At 75.8% G+C, this 17,127-nt stretch carries 11 protein-coding genes and 1 pseudogene; 8 read left to right on the top strand and 4 right to left on the bottom strand.

Annotation, left to right across the window (positions count from 1 at the left end; all coding sequences use genetic code 11):
• The first annotated feature begins 162 nt into the window (after positions 1-162).
• The 4 genes from ACZ60W_RS23695 to ACZ60W_RS23680 all read left to right on the top strand — a co-directional run bounded on the left by ACZ60W_RS23695 (position 163) and on the right by ACZ60W_RS23680 (position 5,851).
• On the top strand, positions 163-1,692 hold the full coding sequence (locus ACZ60W_RS23695; protein WP_469757350.1) for a Re/Si-specific NAD(P)(+) transhydrogenase subunit alpha: 1,530 nt from the start codon (positions 163-165) through the stop codon (positions 1,690-1,692).
• Between the two features lies 1 nt (position 1,693).
• Positions 1,694-3,112 carry a Re/Si-specific NAD(P)(+) transhydrogenase subunit beta gene (gene pntB, locus ACZ60W_RS23690; RefSeq protein ID WP_469757349.1) on the top strand — a complete coding sequence of 473 codons (1,419 nt, stop codon included), beginning with the start codon at positions 1,694-1,696 and terminating at the stop codon, positions 3,110-3,112.
• A 114-nt stretch (positions 3,113-3,226) separates the two neighbouring features.
• A complete protein-coding gene (locus tag ACZ60W_RS23685; protein WP_469757348.1) occupies positions 3,227-4,492 on the top strand; it encodes an FAD-dependent monooxygenase in 1,266 nt (421 codons plus the stop codon).
• A 147-nt stretch (positions 4,493-4,639) separates the two neighbouring features.
• Entirely contained in the window at positions 4,640-5,851 is a 1,212-nt protein-coding gene (locus ACZ60W_RS23680) for a glycoside hydrolase family 6 protein (protein ID WP_469757347.1), read from the top strand.
• Positions 5,852-5,929: 78 nt separating this feature from the next.
• Here ACZ60W_RS23680 and ACZ60W_RS23675 read toward each other — a convergent pair whose 3' ends face one another.
• Positions 5,930-9,232: a S8 family peptidase gene (locus ACZ60W_RS23675; protein WP_469757392.1), complete on the bottom strand. Its 3,303-nt coding sequence runs from the start codon at positions 9,230-9,232 to the stop codon at positions 5,930-5,932.
• Between the two features lie 593 nt (positions 9,233-9,825).
• Here ACZ60W_RS23675 and ACZ60W_RS23670 point away from each other — a divergent pair.
• Positions 9,826-10,395, top strand: a complete 570-nt coding sequence (locus tag ACZ60W_RS23670; protein ID WP_469757346.1) for a HutD/Ves family protein — start codon at positions 9,826-9,828, stop codon at positions 10,393-10,395.
• Positions 10,396-10,451: 56 nt separating this feature from the next.
• Here ACZ60W_RS23670 and ACZ60W_RS23665 read toward each other — a convergent pair whose 3' ends face one another.
• Entirely contained in the window at positions 10,452-13,250 is a 2,799-nt protein-coding gene (locus ACZ60W_RS23665; RefSeq protein WP_469757345.1) for a hypothetical protein, read from the bottom strand.
• A 219-nt stretch (positions 13,251-13,469) separates the two neighbouring features.
• Here ACZ60W_RS23665 and ACZ60W_RS23660 point away from each other — a divergent pair, with 219 nt between their 5' ends.
• The 3 genes from ACZ60W_RS23660 (at position 13,470) to ACZ60W_RS23650 (ending at position 16,225) form a co-directional block, all read left to right on the top strand.
• Positions 13,470-14,348, top strand: a complete 879-nt coding sequence (locus ACZ60W_RS23660) for an oxygenase MpaB family protein (protein WP_469757344.1) — start codon at positions 13,470-13,472, stop codon at positions 14,346-14,348.
• Positions 14,349-14,518: 170 nt separating this feature from the next.
• The gene (locus ACZ60W_RS23655; protein WP_469757343.1) at positions 14,519-15,751 is read left to right on the top strand and encodes a serine hydrolase domain-containing protein; all 1,233 of its coding nucleotides are present in this window, start codon (positions 14,519-14,521) and stop codon (positions 15,749-15,751) included.
• Between the two features lie 195 nt (positions 15,752-15,946).
• Positions 15,947-16,225, top strand: coding sequence for a hypothetical protein (locus ACZ60W_RS23650; RefSeq protein ID WP_469757342.1), 279 nt, complete (start codon positions 15,947-15,949; stop codon positions 16,223-16,225).
• A gap of 67 nt (positions 16,226-16,292) precedes the next feature.
• Here ACZ60W_RS23650 and ACZ60W_RS23645 read toward each other — a convergent pair whose 3' ends face one another.
• Both ACZ60W_RS23645 and ACZ60W_RS23640 read right to left on the bottom strand, forming a co-directional pair.
• A complete protein-coding gene (locus tag ACZ60W_RS23645; RefSeq protein WP_469757341.1) occupies positions 16,293-16,505 on the bottom strand; it encodes a ferredoxin in 213 nt (70 codons plus the stop codon).
• Positions 16,506-16,518: 13 nt separating this feature from the next.
• A pseudogene (locus ACZ60W_RS23640) lies at positions 16,519-17,040 on the bottom strand (cytochrome P450); the annotation flags it as partial.
• Positions 17,041-17,127: the final 87 nt, after the last annotated feature.

The following is a 17,127-nucleotide window of genomic DNA, read 5'->3' as shown; positions in this document are numbered from 1 at the left end:
TCGGCCGTGCGGGCTCTCGCCAAGGGCGGGGCACATGGTGTGGCATGGATCACGGCCGGCTCGCGAGGACGGTGGAGCGAGACCGAAGGGCGGGGCCCGGCCGGGCGTCCGTCGGTTCGGCGCCCGGCCGTCGAGCGGAACAGCGGCGAACGGAGAACGCGCGTGAAGGTCGGAGTCCTCAAGGAAGCCCGGGCGGGTGAGCACCGCGTGTCGGCCACGCCGGCCACGGTCGGGGCGATCCGGAGACTGGGGTACGACGTGGTCGTGGACCCCGGAGCGGGGGTCGCGGCGGGCTTCACGGACGCCGCGTTCGAGGAGGCCGGGGCAGCGATCGGCCCGGCGGCGGCCGCGGACGTGGTGCTCGGGGTGAACGCGCCGAGCACGGAGCAGCTGGACCGGGTGCGGGCGGAGGCGACGGTGATCGCGCTGTTCGCGCCGGCGTTCGACCCCGGGATGGTGGAGGCGCTGGGGCGGCGGCCGTTCACGGCCCTCTCCGTGGACGCGGTCCCGCGGATCAGCCGGGCGCAGTCGATGGACGTGCTCTCGTCCATGGCGAACATCGCGGGCTACCGGGCGGTGGTCGAGGCGGCGCACGCCTTCGGGCGCTTCTTCACGGGTCAGGTGACGGCGGCGGGCAAGGTGCCGCCCGCGAAGGTGCTCGTCGCGGGCGCGGGGGTGGCGGGGCTGGCGGCGATCGGCGCCGCCGGCTCGCTCGGCGCGATCGTGCGGGCGACCGACCCCCGCCCCGAAGTGGCCGAGCAGGTCGCGTCCCTGGGCGGCGAGTACCTGTCGATCGAGTCGCCGGAGGTCGAGGTCTCGACGACGGGCTACGCCAAGGAGATGGGCGACGACTACAAGGCCCGTGAGGCCGAGCTGTACGCCGCGCAGTGCCGTGAGGTCGACATCGTCGTCACGACGGCGCTCATCCCGGGACGCCCCGCGCCGACGCTGGTGACCGCGGAGATGGTGGCCGCGATGAAGCCGGGTTCGGTGATCGTCGACATGGCCGCCGCCAACGGGGGCAACGTGGTCGGCACGGTGGCGGGGGAGCGGGTCGTCACCGGGAACGGCGTGACGATCATCGGGTACACCGACCTCGCCGGCCGACTGCCCGCGCAGGCGTCGCAGTTGTACGGCACCAACCTGGTGAACCTGCTGAAGCTGATGACGCCGGACAAGGACGCGAGGCTGGTCCTCGACTGGGACGACCCGGTGCAGCGCTCCATCACCGTCGTCCGCAAGGGCGAGACGACCTGGCCGCCGCCGCCCGTCCAGGTCTCGGCGGCACCCGCCCCCGCGCCGCCGGCGGCCGCCGCGGCGCCGGCGAAGCCCGGGAGGGCGCCGGTGACCCCGGCGCGGCGGTTCGGCGGGGTCGCGCTCGCCGCCCTGGTCCTCTTCCTCGCCGCGGGCCTCGCCCCGGCGGCGCTGCTGCCCCACCTCACGGTCTTCGTGCTCGCGATCGTGATCGGCTACTACGTGATCGGCCACGTCCACCACGCCCTGCACACCCCGCTGATGTCGGTGACGAACGCGATCTCCGGGATCATCGTCGTCGGCGCGCTGCTGCAGATCGGCCGGACGGGCACGGCGGTCACCGTGCTGTCCTTCGTGGCGATCCTCCTGGCCGGCATCAACGTCTTCGGCGGCTTCGCGGTGACGCGTCGCATGCTCGCCATGTTCCACAGGAGCTGACATGTCTGCCACCCTCGCCGCACAGGCGGCCTACCTCGTCGCCGCGCTGCTGTTCATCCTGGCGCTGGCGGGACTCTCCCGGCACGAGTCGGCACGGCTCGGCAACGCCTTCGGCATGCTCGGCATGGGCGTCGCGCTCGTCGCGACGGTCGTGCTCGCGATCGACGGCGACGTCAGCACGGCCGGCCTCGGGCTGATGGCCCTGGCCATGCTGGCCGGCGCGCTGATCGGGCTGCGCAAGGCACGCGGCGTCGAGATGACCGGCATGCCCGAACTCATCGCGCTGCTGCACTCCTTCGTCGGTCTCGCGGCCGTCCTCGTCAGCTGGAACGGCTTCCTGAACGTCGAGAACGCACCGGACGGCCACGAGGCCCGGGCGCTGGACGCCCTCGGCACGCTGGGCATCCACCACGCCGAGGTGTTCCTCGGGGTGTTCATCGGCGCGGTGACGTTCACCGGCTCGATCGTGGCGTACCTGAAGCTCTCGGCGCGGATCGGCTCCGCGCCGCTCGTGCTCCCGGGCAAGAACGCCCTGAACCTCGGCGCGCTCGGCCTGTCCGTCGCCCTGACCGTGTGGTTCGTGATCACGCCCGAGCCCTGGCTGCTCGTCGCGGTGACCGTGGTGGCCCTGGCGCTCGGCTGGCACCTGGTGGCCTCGATCGGCGGCGGCGACATGCCGGTCGTGGTCTCGATGCTCAACAGCTACTCCGGCTGGGCCGCCGCGGCCTCCGGGTTCCTGCTCGGCAACGACCTGCTCATCATCACCGGCGCGCTGGTCGGCTCCTCGGGCGCCTACCTGTCGTACATCATGTGCAAGGCGATGAACCGTTCGTTCCTCTCCGTCATCGCCGGCGGCTTCGGCATCGAGGCGCCCTCGGGCTCCGACGTCGACTACGGCGAGCACCAGGAGATCACCGCCGCGACCGCCGCCGAACTCCTCGGCTCGGCACGGTCGGTCGTCATCACGCCCGGATACGGCATGGCGGTCGCGCAGGCGCAGTACCCGGTCGCGGAGCTCACCTCGAAGCTGCGGGCGAGGGGCGTCGTCGTGCGGTTCGGCATCCACCCCGTCGCCGGGCGCCTCCCCGGCCACATGAACGTGCTGCTCGCCGAGGCCAAGGTGCCCTACGACATCGTGCTGGAGATGGACGAGATCAACGACGACTTCGCCGCCACCGACGTCGTCCTCGTCATCGGCGCCAACGACACCGTCAACCCGGCCGGCGCGGACGACCCCGGCAGCCCCCTCGCCGGCATGCCGGTGCTCACCGTCTGGGAGGCCGGCAAGGTCATCGTGTTCAAGCGCTCGATGGCCTCCGGATACGCGGGCGTGCAGAACCCGCTCTTCTTCCGCGAGAACACCTCCATGCTCTTCGGCGACGCGAAGGACCGCGTCGAGGACATCGTCGGCGCGCTCTGACCCGCCGTCGGGGACTACCGTCGGACGCGAACGGCGGCCGTACGGTGGGTACGACCGAACGGGGGAAGCGCCGGCTCCACGAGGGGCCGGGCTGTGGACGAGGGGGAGGGCGCTGTGACGGGACCGCGCGCGGTGGTGGTCGGCGCCGGGATCGGAGGTCTGACGGCCGCGGTGGCCCTGCGCCGCCGCGGCTGGCACGTGACCGTCTGCGAGGCCGCCCCCGAGGCGCCCCGCACCGGCGCCGGCATCGGCCTCGCCCCCAACGCGCTGCGCGCGCTCCGGGCCGTCGCCGTCGACATCACCCCCGCGACGGGCAGCGCCGTGCCCGAGGCGATGGGAGTCCGCCGCCCCGACGGCCGCTGGCTCACCCGCGCCGCCACCGCGGACATGGCGGCACGCCACGGTGTGCCGCCGATCGCCGTACCGCGCCCGGCGCTCACGGCCGCGCTGACCGCCGCCCTTCCCTCGGGGTGGCTGCGGTACGGCACCGCCGTGACCGCTGTCGACGACTCGGGGGACCGCGCGCTCGTGCGGACGGAGGACGGCCCGGGGCTCCCCGCCGACCTGGTCGTCGCCGCCGACGGCATCCACAGCCCGCTGCGCCGCGCGTACTTCCCCGCCCATCCCGGCCTGAGCTACCTCGGCGAGACCGCCTGGCGGGCCCTCGTCGAGGCCCCCGGCCTGGGCGTCCAGGCCATGAGCGAGACCTGGGGGCGAGGGCAGCGGTTCGGCGTGACGCCGCTCTCCGACGGCCGGTTCTACCTGTACGCCACCGCGGCCGTCCCGGCCGGTCCGCGGCCGGAGGACCCGCGGGCCGAACTGCGGCGCCGCTTCGGCGCCTGGCACGACCCCATCCCCGCACTCCTGGACCGGGTGGACGCCCTCGCTCCCGACGCGGTCCTCCGGCACGACCTGTACGAACTGGCCGCCCCGCTCCCGCGCCTGCACCACGGCCGGATCGCCTGGCTCGGCGACGCCGCGCACGCCATGGCGCCCAACCTCGGCCAGGGCGGCTGCCAGGCCATCGAGGACGCGGTCGTCCTCGGCCGTCTCCTGCCGTCCGGGGACGGCGGCGGGGCCGACCGCGACCGGGCCGACCGCGACGAGGGCGGCGGTGGAGAGGGCGGCGGTGGAGAGCACGACGGCGCCGTCGTGGCCGCCGTGCCGCGGGCCCTCGCCGCGTACACCGCCGCCCGTCTGCGCCGCACCGACGCCGTGCGCGTCCGTGCCCGTCGGGCGGGCCGCGTGGGGGCCCTGCGGCATCCGCTCGCCGCCGCGGCCCGCGACCTCGTGGTCCGCGCCATCCCCGACCGCCTGGCGGTGCGGGCCATGGACGACCTGTTCGACGGCTTCCGCCTGCCGGACCGGCCGGCGGACTGAGCCGGACCCGGTCCTTCCGCGACGCCCCGTCGGTGCACGGCTCTTGACGGCGCGCCAGAAGCTCCGGGAGTCTCATGGGAGCGCTCCCATCGACTAGGACGGTCCGGGAGCGTTCCCCAGCGTGCCGTCGACGGAGGTCCCCCACCCATGCGCCGCAGAACCGCCGCCCGTTCCCTCGCGCTGCCCCTGGTCCTCGCGGCAGCCCTGCTGACCGGGCCGCAGGCCGCCACCGCCGGGGTGCCCACGGGCGCTCCGGACGCGCGCGGAGCCCGCCTCTACACCCCGAAGGCCAACCCGGACGCGTACCGGCAGGCCGCCGGACTGCTGAAGGACGGGCGGTACGAGGACGCCGCGGGCATCCTCGCCATGGCCCTCACCCCCCAGGCCGTCTGGTACGGCGACCAGACGCCGGCCGAGGTCGAGGGACTGGCGCGGACGGTCGTGAGGGACGCCGCGCGGAAGGGCGCCGTGCCGGTGCTCGCCCTCTACAACGTGCCCGGGCGCGACTGCGCGAACTACTCCGGCGGAGGGGCGTCGACCACGGCCGAGTACCAGGCGTGGGTGGACGCCGTCGCGCGCGGTGTGGGCGGCCACGACGCCATGGTCGTCCTCGAACCCGACTCGCTCGCCCTGCTGCCGGCCGACTGCGGTCAGGACGACGCCCAGGGCACCAGGACCACCGCGCGGTACACGGAGGTGAAGTACGCCGTCGACACCCTGGGCCGGCTCGGCCGCACCAAGGTGTACCTCGACACCGGACACCCGGGCTGGCACAGCGTCGGCTCCATCGTGCCCCGGCTCATCCGGGCCGGCGTCTCCGGTGCCACCGGCGTGTTCACCAACGCCTCCAACTACCGCACGGAGGACGACAGCCGCTGGTACGGCACGCTGATCTCCGCGTGCGTCGGATACGTGGAGGACGGCGGGGCCGCCGCCGACTGCCCGAACCAGTACTGGCCCCGCGCCGACGCCGAGACGTGGATCGCGGGGCACGTGACGACGCCGCCCTCCCGGCGGAAGCACTTCGTCACCGACACCAGCCGCAACGGCCTCGGCCCGTGGACCGCCCCGGCCGGCAAGTACACCGACGCGCAGGACTGGTGCAACCCGCCCGGCCGCGGTCTCGGCGACCGGCCGACGACCGCCACCGGCGACCCGCTGTACGACGCCAAGCTCTGGATCAAGATCCCCGGCGAGTCGGACGGCCTGTGCCTGCGCGGCACCGCCGGACCCCAGGACCCCGAGCGCGGCACGGTCGACCCCGCCGCGGGCACCTGGTTCCCCCAGCAGGCCCTGGAACTCGTCCGCCTCGCGCGGCCGCCGTTCCCGACGAGGGGGCTCTTCCCGGACGCCGGATGAGCCGGCGCGGCGAGGGACGACAGGTGCCGGGGAACGTCCTCGGACGTTCCCCGGCACCTCCGCGTCAGCGGACCGGGGTCACCTGCCGGACCAGGCGCGGTGGATCGTCACCCCCGACGTGTTGCCCTGACGGTCCCTCACCTCGGCGCGGAGCGACACGGCCCCGTCCTTCGCGGGGCTCTTCACGGTGATCGCGCCGCCGAGGACCCGGACGGCCTGCCAGGTCACGCCGTCGTCGTAGCTCACCGCGACCGCGAGCGACGCGAGGTTGCCGCCGGCGGCCGCACCCTGCACGGTCACCGGGACCCGCAGCGGCGCGCCCGCGGGGGCCCGCGAGGCGAGGTCGACGGGGGCCGCGAAGCGGACGGTGGACACCGGCAGCGCGGTGGTGGCCGCGACCTGCCGCGAGCGGAACGTGAAGGAGGTGTCGACGCGGGTGGAGACCGCCGTCGTACCGGCCGGGCGTTCCACGGAGGTCGTCAGCCGGTACTCGGCGTCGGAGCCGTCGACCGCGAAGGGCTTCGAGCCGCTCAGCGGATCGTCGTTGCGGCCGATCTCGACGCCGTCGCGGAACAGCGTCGAGGTGGCCGTGGCGAACGGGACCGTACCGGTGTGACCCTTGCCGTCGGCGAACAGGCGCACCGAGCCCACGAGCGACTGCTCGCCCGTGACCGGGTCGGGAGCGGTGCGGAACACCCCGGTGTCCGGGTCCAGGAGGGGGCCGACGACACCGGTGTTGAAGTCCTCGCGGTACGTCCGGCCGGCCTCGTAGCGCTTCGGACGGACCATCTCGTAGCTGCCCTCGAAGGCCGGGTAGCCCCACTCGTCGGGCGGTCCGGCCTGGGTGAACCGGGTCAGCCACGTGACGCCGTCACCGGTGGAGACGTGGAAGGTGCGCGTGCCCGGCGCCGCCTGCGGCGCGGAGAACCCGTTGCCCTCGGGGGCGCCCGGAAGATGGGCGAAAGGGGAGGCCAGGGCGGTCTTCCCGGTGGCGGAGGAGCCGAGGCCGACCTTCAGGGTCGCCAGCTCGTCCGCCTTCACGTGCCGGGTGTAGCCGGTCGCGACGGTGCGCGCCGGACCGCCGAAGGCCACCGAGTAGTGGGTGTCGGCGCCCTTCAGGAAGTGCCCGTCCCAGGTCTGCAGGAGCGAGCCGTCGGTGACGGCCGGGCCGAGGTGGGCGGTGCGGAAGCCGGTGAAGCCCCGGAGCACCCAGCCGTTGCCGACGCGGCCGATGTCGGTGGCGCGCTCGTAGTAGGTGCCGCCGTAGTCCACCGTGTCGAGTCCCGGCACGGTGAGGCTGACCGGCCTGGTGGTGCGCGCGTCGGCGGTGACCGTGGTGTCGCCGGTGACCTCCAGCTTCGGCTGCGCGATCCAGTCGGTGCCCTTCGTGAAGTCCGAAGGGTCCTGGTAGACGGCCGTGTTGAAGGTGTACGAGCCCTTGGGCACGCGGAGCGTGTGGACACCCGGCTCGTCGTCGATCCGCGTCTGGAAGCCGGCGGCGGGTCCGGAGACCCCGATGAGGGTGCTGGAGAAGTTCCGCGCGTCGGCGCCGTCGCGGCCGACGGCCCGGAGCGTCAGGTCGTACGACTCCGCCTCCCGCTCGGCCACCGCGGCCGTGCGGACCGACTGTCCCGCGGCGGTGGCCGTGACGTAGCCGGAGTAGGTGCCGTCCGCGTTGCCCACACGGGTGTCGGCGGTCAGGTCGACGCCGGCGGTGCCGCCGGCCGGGACGGTCACCTTCTCCGCGCCGAGGGCGAAGAAGCCGGCCGGGGCGGGCTTCCCCGTCGGGTCGACGGTGGACACCGAGAGGTCGAGGGTGACGTCGTCGGTCCCGAGGTTGCGGTACACGACCTTCCTGGTGACGGGCCGGTCGTCGGCGTGAGGCCACCGCGCCGTGCCGAACGTCATCGAGACCGGTTCGGCGATCACCGTCTGGGACAGCGCCCTGTCGGCCTGTACGCGTCCCGCGCCCTGCTGGAAGGCGGTGTGGTCGCCGCCCTCGGCCGAGGCGATCAGCGCGCCCTTGAGCTCGGTGGCCTTCCACTCCGGGTGCTTCTGCTTCAGCAGCGCCGCCGCGCCCGCCGCGTGCGGCGTGGCCATGGAGGTGCCGTCGATCTGCAGGTAGCCCGGGGCCGGGTGGGGCGTGCCGGGGCTGGTGTCGATCGCGCTGCCCGCGGCGGCCGCCGCGGTGATGGCGACGCCCGGCGCGGTGAGGTCCGGCTTGACGGCGCCGTCGCCGAGGCGCGGGCCGGTGCTGGAGAAGGGCGCCAGCCGGTCGTCCTTGTCGACGGCGCCGACGGTCAGCGCGGCGTCCGCGGTGCCGGGCGAGCCGAGCGTCGAGGCGCCGCCCTCGCCGTCGTTGCCCGCGGCGACGGCGAACAGCACGCCCTTCTCCGCGGAGAGCCGGTCGACCGTCGCCTCCACCGGGTCGACGCCGGGGCTGTCGGGGCTGCCGAGGCTGAGGTTGACCACGTCGGCGCCCTCGGCGGCGGCCCACTCCATGCCCGCGATGACGGCGGAGTCGTCGCCGTAGCCGTCGTCGTCGAGGACCTTGCCGCTGATCAGCCGGGCGCCGGGGGCGACGCCCTTGAAACGGCCGCCGGACGCGGCGCCGGTGCCGGCGGCGATCGACGCGACGTGCGTGCCGTGCCCGACGCGGTCCGCGGTGTCGGGGGAGGAGGAGAAGTTCCGTTCGCCGACGACCTGGGTCCGCAGGTCGGCGTGGGTCTTGTCGACTCCGGTGTCCAGGACGGCGATGGTGACGCCCTTGCCGTCGAAGCCGGACGCCCACGCCTTGTCGGCGCCGATCTGGCGGACGCTGCGGTCCAGGCTCGCCGAACGGACGCCGTCGAGCCACACCTTGCCGATGCCGGCCGCGGTGGTCCGCACGCCGGCCCGCGGGGGATCGGTCAGCGCTTCCCACACCCGCGCCACGTCGTCCTGCGGGGTGCCGATGGCCTCGGCGTTCATCGCGGGGAGCGAGCGCCGGATCCGGGTGTCCCCGGCCGCGCGCAGCTCGGCCCGCGCGGCGCCCGCCGCCCCCTCGTACTGCACGATGAGCTTCAGGCCGTCGCGGTGGCTCGCGCGCAGCTGCCGCGCGGTGAGGGTGTCGAGGTCGAAGAGCCGCTGGTCCAGCCGGCCGGTGGCGATCAGGCGCTGGGCGTCGCCCGGTACCACCAGGGTGTGGCCCGGGGTGCGCTGCACCTGTACGGGTATGTGCTCACGGCCCGCGGCGGCTTCGAAGCCCACCATGCGGCCGTCGGTGTCGACGACCACGCGGTCGCCGGTGACGAGCGGGATCCGCTGGGTCCCGCCGGGTCTCGGGGCGGCCTCCGCGGAGGCCGTCGTGTTCGATGCGATCGCCGTCGACGGGCCGGTCATGCCCGCGATCAGGGCCACCGTTGTGGCCGCGGCGAGGGTGAAGGCGTGTGACCGCTTCACATGTGCGCGCAAGTCTCCCCCAGGAGCTTGGGACGAGGTCGGTGAGTGGGATTCCAGTCCGGGGGCGCAACGTCGCCCGCCGCTGGTCAGCGCAGTATGTGAGGCCGGAACGGCGTGATCAACGGCGGTCCGGACCGGACGGGCCCGAGCGCGTGGATTCCGGCCATCCCGGCGGCCCGGAGTGTGATGGGACGACGACGGAGCCGTGACGGGGCCACGACGCGCCGACGATGCTTCCGCGACGGCGGCGGGTCCCGGCCCCTCCGCACCGGGTTTCGGGGCAGGCGCCGCACGGGTTCCGGTGCCGCGCGCCCCCGGCGGCGGAGCGCGTCCCTCCTCTTGGCCGTATTCCGCGCAGGGGGGAACCGCCTCGCATCCGGGGACCCGCCGACCGCGCGGAGGGAACCGCCGACTCCACGAGGAGAACCCCCGACGCGCGGAGGGAGCCGCCCGCTCGGCCGAGGGAACCGCCCACCCGGCCGAGGGAGCCGCATAGACTCCGCTTCCCTACCGCGACCGACTCAGGAGCACGCATGCACCCCTACGACGTCGAGACCCTGACGGCGGGCCGGTGGCGCAACGGCGGGGGCGCCACCCGGGAGGTCGCCTCGCGGCCTTCGGGCGCCGAGGAGTTCGGGTGGCGGGCGAGCATCGCCGACATCGACCGGGACGGGCCGTTCTCGGCGTTCCCCGGGGTCGACCGGACGCTCACCCCGCTGGCCGGCGACGGCGTGCGGCTGACGGCTCCCGGGGTGTTCGACCGGCTGCTGACGCGGGTCGGCGAGCCGACCGCCTTCCCCGGGGACCTCACCTTGACGGCCGAACTCGCCGGCGGGCCCTGCCGGGTGCTCAACATCATGGTGCGGCGCGGCCGTTGGGCGGCGACGGTGGAGCGGGTCACCGGTCCGGTGGCGCCGCCCGCCGGGCACGCCGGGGTGTTCCACGTGCTGAGCGGTGGCTGGCGGGCGGGCACCGACGGGCCCACGATGACCCCCGGCCAGGGCGTGTGGTGGGACGGGTCAGGCCCGACACCCGGCCGGGAGATCGTCGCGCTGTCGCCGGACGCCGCCGCCCTGTGGGCGGACCTGACGCCGGCCGGCTGAGGCCGGGGCCGCCCCGGATCGCTCCGCGACGGCCCCGGCCGGTGATCAGACCACGCTCACGGCGCGTCCCGTACCGTTCCCGTGAACTCCGGTCCGGGCACGGGCTCCCAGGAGCCGTCGTACGTCGTCAGCCGCCCGCGGAGGAACTCCGCCGGTTCCGCGGCGTCGTCGCGGCCGGTGGGGACGGTCAGCTCCGCGGTCGTCCGCCCGGCGGGGACGGTGGCGAACAGGTAGAGGCCGAGCCGGCCCGCCTCGGAGAGCGGCACGGCCGGGTCCGGCACACTGCCCAGCCGCTCCTCCAGCCACGCGCGATCGAGATCGGCCGTGGTGAGCTCGGGGCCCCCGGCCGGAGCCAGGAAGGACACCTCGCCCGTGATGTCGGCGTCGGCGGCGTCGGAGAGCGTCAGACGCCAGCGCAGGGCCGCGCCCTCGGCCACGTCGTCCGCGACCGGGTCGAGACGGAGCGTCGGCATGTCGTCGTCGTTCAGCGCGGTGACCCCGCCCCGGTGCGAGCCGACCACGGTGCCGCGCACCGCCTTCACGAACGCGTCCCGCACCGTGTCGTAGCCGTAGCGGGTGTTGCCGCGGACCTCCACCGGGAGGTCGATGTCGTGCCGTCCCGGCCGCACGGTGACCAGCCGGGACGTGACCTCGTCCGAGTCCGGCCGGGGGACGAACAGGCGGACCTGGCCACTGCCCCGCCCGGAGACGGTGACGGGCACCCGGTAGGTCCGGGTCCCGGAGTCGCCCTCCTTGACGGTCAGGCGGCCGACGTCCACCCGCGCCAGCGGGGCGGGACGGACGGCCGGCGTGCCGGGACGCCAGCCCCAGGCGTCGATCAGCCAGGCCCGGCCGGCGCCGCCGCGCGGGGTCAGCGACACGGCCGAGATCCGCCGCGGGTCCAGGCCGCCGCGGCGCGCGGCCGACAGCGGCACCCGGACCTCGCGCGCCCAGTACGAGGCGGTCCGCTCGCTGCCCGGCAGACCGTCGACCCGGGCACGGCCCAGCTCCGCCCGGCGGCCGGAGGCGTCGGTGACGGACACGTCGAACAGGGTGCCGGCGGTGTTCGGCGGGACGATCAGCCGCAGGGCCAGGGCGTCGGCGCCGGCGAGGGACACCGGCCGGGAGGGGCGCACCGTGACCGGGGTGCCGGGGCGCTCCCACTCCAGCGCGACCGCGTCGCGGCCCGGCTCGGGCGAGGCGTCCCAGTACGCGAAGTGCGGTGACCGGCCGCCCTCTTCGGGCGGCAGGCAGGACCGGGCCGGGTCCGGGTCGACCTGGCCGCAGAGCCTGCCGCCCGCCGAGACCGTGACGGCCGGGTCCGGCAGCACGACCGGCGTGCGGTGCGCTCCGACGGCGTGGGCGAGGACCCGGGCCTGGCCGGCCGAGGGGACGCGGCGGCCGGTGCCGTCGAGGAGCGGACGGACCCGGTCGTCGCCGTCGACGAACAGCCGGGCGGCGGCCGCGACATAGGTGGCGCCGACGGCCTGCTGCTGCCCGGCGGTCAGCCGGGTGGCCGTGCCGGGGGAGCAGACCGGGTCGGTCCCGTCCTCGGACGAGAAGTCGTCCAGGGCGGGCGCCTTCGCCTGTCCCGGGGTCCACTCGCTGTTGAAGAAGTTGTGGTTGGCGCCGATCACGTAGACCGCGCCGTGCAGGGCCGCGCCGCGGCTGACGCCCCGGGTGCCGTCCACGAAGTTCTGGCCCTGGAGGTCGGACACGTCGCCGTCGCACCCGGGCAGGATCGTCATCGAGGCCACGTCGGGAGCCGGGTTGTTGCCGAAGATCGTCGGCCCGATCGGGACGGTGCCGCGGATCGTCCACCGTACGGGTCCGCGGTAGCCGTCCTGGGCGGCCGGCGGCGGGGTGACGCTGTCGACCGCCGCCCGGTTGACGCCCTCGCCGCCGCGGGAGTGGCCGACGAGCAGCACGCGCGCCAGGTCGGCGGGCGCGACGGCGCGGACGGCCGCGGGTGCGGCCGACCGGTGCGTGGACCACTGCGCCCAGCGGGCCAGGTGGAGCCGCACCAGGGACGAGCGGGCCTGGGCACCGCCGTCCTCGGCCAGGTAGTCCTGGCCGTTCACGCCGTTGGCGGACACCGACACCGTGACGTACCCCTGGGAGGCCAGGAGCCGCTGGGCCCGCAGGTACCCCTCGTGGCTCGGAATCGGCCGCGTCCCCGCCTCGCAGGGCCACGCGAGGCGGACCTCCTCGGTGCCGGGGGCGTAGCAGGTGGCGTGGCGGCCGTGCAGGAAGAGCGCCACGGGCCGCTTCCCCGGCGCGCCGGCCGGTCCCACCACGACGGCGCGCATCTCGACGGGTGCGGCGAACCCCGGCAGGCGGACGGGCGCGAGGTCGTAGCGGCCGGTCACCGTGGCGAAGGGGCCCGGCACCCCGGGGTCGACGCCGTTCACCGGCAGGGGGGCGGGCGGCACGGCCGACGGCGCTCCGGGACGCTCGACGGCGGCCCGCGCGGGAGCGGCCGCGTCCAGCCGGCGGCCGGCGGCCGTCACCCGCAGCGGCGCCCCCTCGGCCGGCCGGGTGCCGCCGAGCGGCAGCCGGAAGGTGCGGCCGTCGGGCGCGGGCACCGGTCGGCCGAGCAGCCGGTCTCCGGCGTGGAACTCCACCCGGGCGTCGCCCGCGGGCACCGGCTCGGGCGAGGTCCACACCAGCTGCCGGCCCGCCCCGGTCCCGCTGACCCGCCATCCTTCGGGGAGTCCCCGGTCACCGGGGCGGTTCCCCGCGGACGCGGCCGACGGGTCCGCCGGAGCGGGCTCCGCGAACGCCGGCCCGGGCGCCACCGCGGCCAGCGCGAGTAACGCCGCGGCGGTGGCCACGGCGCGTGTGACACGTATCAAAGCGGTCTTCCTCACGATCGGTCGGTGGGGCACGGGCCCGAGTCCGGTCCGCGCGGCACGCCGCCGGGAACCCCCGTCGCCACCGCCGGCCCCAGCCTCCCCCGCGCCCCTCTGCCCCCGGAGGACGGCAACGGGTGGGGGCCGGTTGCCTCGTGACGGGAAAGCGGTCCCGGGGCCGCGCCCTCCCCTCCGGCGGCGGCGCGGGGGCATAATGGGGGTGTGCTCCGGTCACCGTCGTACGTCGGCGCCCTGCGGGAGCGGGCCGGTGACGCCCTCCTCCACCGGGTCGCGGGTCCCGAGGCGCACCGCAAGCGGGACCGCATCCACGGCACGCCCGGCCCGCGCTGGTTCGCCCCCGACCGTCCCGTCCGGACCGTCCACGCGGACGCCTCGATGTACGTCGGCGGTCTCGCCGCCCTCCTCCTCCAGTCGCTGCACCCCACCGCGATGGCGGCCGTCGCCGCCCACTCGGGTTTCCAGGGCGACCCGTGGGGGCGCCTCCAGCGCACCAGCACGTTCCTCGCCGTCACGACCTTCGGGACCGCCCGGGACGCGGAGGAGGCGGTGCGCCGGGTCAGGGCCGTCCACGGGCGGATCCGGGGCACCACCTCCGAGGGTGTGCCGTACCACGCCTCCGATCCGCACCTCCTCGGCTGGGTCCACGTCGCCGAGACGGCCTGCTTCCTCCACGCCCACCAGCGCTACGGGCGCGCCCCGCTGCCCCCGGACCGAATGGACGGCTACGTCGCCGACATGGCCCGGGTCGCGCGGCGCCTCGGCGTGGAGGACCCGCCCGTCACCCGGGCGGGACTGATCGCCCGCCTGGCCGCGTACCGTCCGGAGCTCCGCGCCACCCCCGAGTCCCGCTCCGCGGCCCGCTTCCTGCTGTCGGACCCCCCGCTCCCGGCCCCGGCCCGCCTGCCGTACGCGTTCCTGGCGGCCGCCGCCGTCGACCTGCTCCCCGCCTGGGCCGTCACGGCCCTCGACCCGCCCGCCCTCACCCGCCTCACGCTGCCGCTGGCCCGCCCCGGAGGCCGCGCGATCACCGGGGCCCTGCGCTGGGCGATCCCGCCGCCGCCCCGGCCCCGGACGCCCTGACGACCGGGGCATGGTCCGGGAGCGCGCCGGGCCCCGTCCCGCTCCCGCCGCCGGGCGTCGGAGAACCCGCCCGCCACGCCTCCCGTGACGGCGGGCCTGACGGGTGATGTTCGCGCGGTCCGGCAGCGCGTACGTCCCCGGCGGCGCGGGGACCTGCCGATACTCCGACCATGAGCCCAGCCCGCACCCCGTCCCGCGCGCGCCTCGCCGCGCTCACCGCACTGCTCGCCCTCGGCGTCATCGGGGCCGCCGTGCCGGCCTCCGGCACCGCGCCCGGGGAGTCGGGGCACCGGCGGCCCTGCGCCGCGTCGAAGGTGCCGGAACGGGGTCCGGCGCACGAGGTCCGGCGGATCGCCGAGCGGGCGAAGGCCGAGATGGGTCTCGCCTCCGTCATCGTGCGGGTCACCGCCGACGGCCGGGACGTCGTCACCACCGCGCTCGGCGAGTCGATGACGGGCGTGCCCGCCACGCCGGCCATGCACTTCCGGAACGGCAACGTGGCCATCAGCTACCTCGGCACCGCGCTGCTGCGCCTCGTCGACCAGGGCCGGGTCGGCCTCGACGACCCCGTCGGCCGCTGGCTGCCCGACCTCGCGGACGGCGACCGGATCACGCTGCGCATGCTGGCCGCCTCCACGACCGGCCTCGTCGACTACGTCCGCCTGCCCGGGTTCCAGCAGGCGGTCGTCGCCGACCCGTTCCGCCAGTGGACCGCGAAGGAGCTGGTCGCCCTCGCGACGGCCGAGAAGCGGTGGTACGAGCCGGGCACCAACTGGAGCTACTCGCACGCCAACTTCGTGCTCCTGGGCGCCGCCCTGGAGGAGATCACCGGCACCCGGCTCGACGTCCTCCTCCAGCGGGAGGTCCTCGGGCCCCTCGGACTGCGCGAGACCCGCAACGCCTTCACCCCGGAGATCCCCGCCCCCGTCCTGCACGCCTTCACCGCCGACCGGGGGACCTACGAGGAGTCGACCTTCTGGAACCCCTCGTGGACCACCGCGCCCGGCGCCGTCCAGACCACCGACATCTGCGACCTGGCCCGCTCGGCCGCCGCGATCGGCTCCGGCCGCCTGCTCTCCCCGGCCGGGTACCGGGAGTTGCTCGACCCGGGGACGGTCGGTCTGGGCCGCCCCACGAAGACGTGCCCGGCGACGGTCTGCCGCGCGAACACCGCCGCCACCCACTACGGCGCCGGCGTGCTCGTGCTCGGTGACTGGGTGGCCCAGCACCCGCTGTTCTTCGGCTACTCGGCCTCGATGGCGTACCTGCCGTCCGAGCGCCTCTCCCTCGCCGTCTCGACCACGAACGGGCCCTCCGCGGCCGCCGGCCACAGCGCCCACGTGATCGCCCAGCGCATCGCCGCCGCCCTCGCCCCGGACCACCCCATCCCCGACTTCGGCTGACCGGACCAGCCTGACGGGCCGTCGGGCCGAAGCGGGCGACCCGGGCGACGACGGAGCCCGGCTCGCCCCGCCAGGTCACCCCGGCCCCCGCGGCCGGGGTCTTCCGTGGGACCCCCGTTCGGAGGGTGCCCGCCGGGCGGGACCGTGTCCGTCGGCGCCGCGGTCCGTTGTGTGGGTGTGATCTCAACCCGACGCATGTCCTCCGTCCTGGCCGTCGCCGCCGCCTTCTCCTGCCTCGGCGGCGCCGCGACCCAAGCGGTCGCCGCCACCGGCCCGCTCGGCCCGCCCATCAGCCCGATCGCCGAGATCGACTCCCTCACGGCGACCGGTATCCCCGAGGAGTCCCGCGACCGCCTGCCGGGCATCGCCGAGCAGCTCGGCGGCCTGAACCGGGTCAACGACCTGAACCAGCTCCACCAGCTCACCGACCTGGCCGCACCGGCCACCGGCCTGCTCCCCGAGGTCTCCGCCTGACGGACCCCGCAGGGCCCCGCCCCCCCCCGGACCGGCACCGCGCCCCAGGCACGGTGCCGGTCCGCCGTCACGGCCGGGGCGGCCCGTCGGTCTCGTGGACCGTGATCGCGCGTACGGGACAGGCGTGGGCGGCCACCCGCACCATCGCCCCGCCGCCCCCGTCCTCGCGGCCGGGCAGCACCGTGCCGAAGCCGTCGTCGTCCTGGGTGAAGACGTCCGGGGAGGTCAGGGCGCACTGTCCGGCGCCGATGCAGACGTCGCCGTCGATCGAGACACGCATCGCGGTGCTCCTCTCACCAGGTCACGGGGAGTTCGAGCATCCCCTGGATCGTGTCGCCCGGTTTGAAGGGGATCTCGTCGGCGGGCACGGCCAGCCGCAGCTCCGGCAGCCGGCGCAGCAGTGTCCCGAAGGCGATCTCCAGCTCCGCGCGGGCGAGGTTCTGCCCGAGGCACTGGTGGATGCCGAACCCGAACGCGACGTGGTGGCGGGCCGGGCGCTCCCAGTCGAGGGTGTCCGGATCCGGATAGGCGTCGGTGTCCCGGTTGATGACGGAGGTCGAGAACACCACGCCCTCGCCCGCCCGGACGACGGTCCCGTCGACGTCGATGTCCTCGCGCGCCACCCGCAGCAGTCCGTCGGCGATGGACAGGAAGCGCAGCAGCTCCTCGACGGCGGCCGGGACGAGCGCGGGGTCCGCCCGGAGTTCGGCGAGGCGCTCGGGGTGGCGCAGCAGGGTGTAGGTCCCGAGGGAGATCATGTTGGCCGTGGTCTCGTGCCCCGCGACGAGCAGGATGGTGGCCAGTTCCACCAGTTGCCGGGGGGGGGGGGGGGGGGGGGGGGGGGGGGGGGGGGGGGGGGGGGGGGGGAGGGGGGGGGGGGGGTGGGGGGGGGGGGTGGGGGT

The organism is Streptomyces sp. NPDC104202 (genome assembly GCF_055584185.1).
This window is presented reverse-complemented; position numbering and strand designations above follow the sequence as displayed.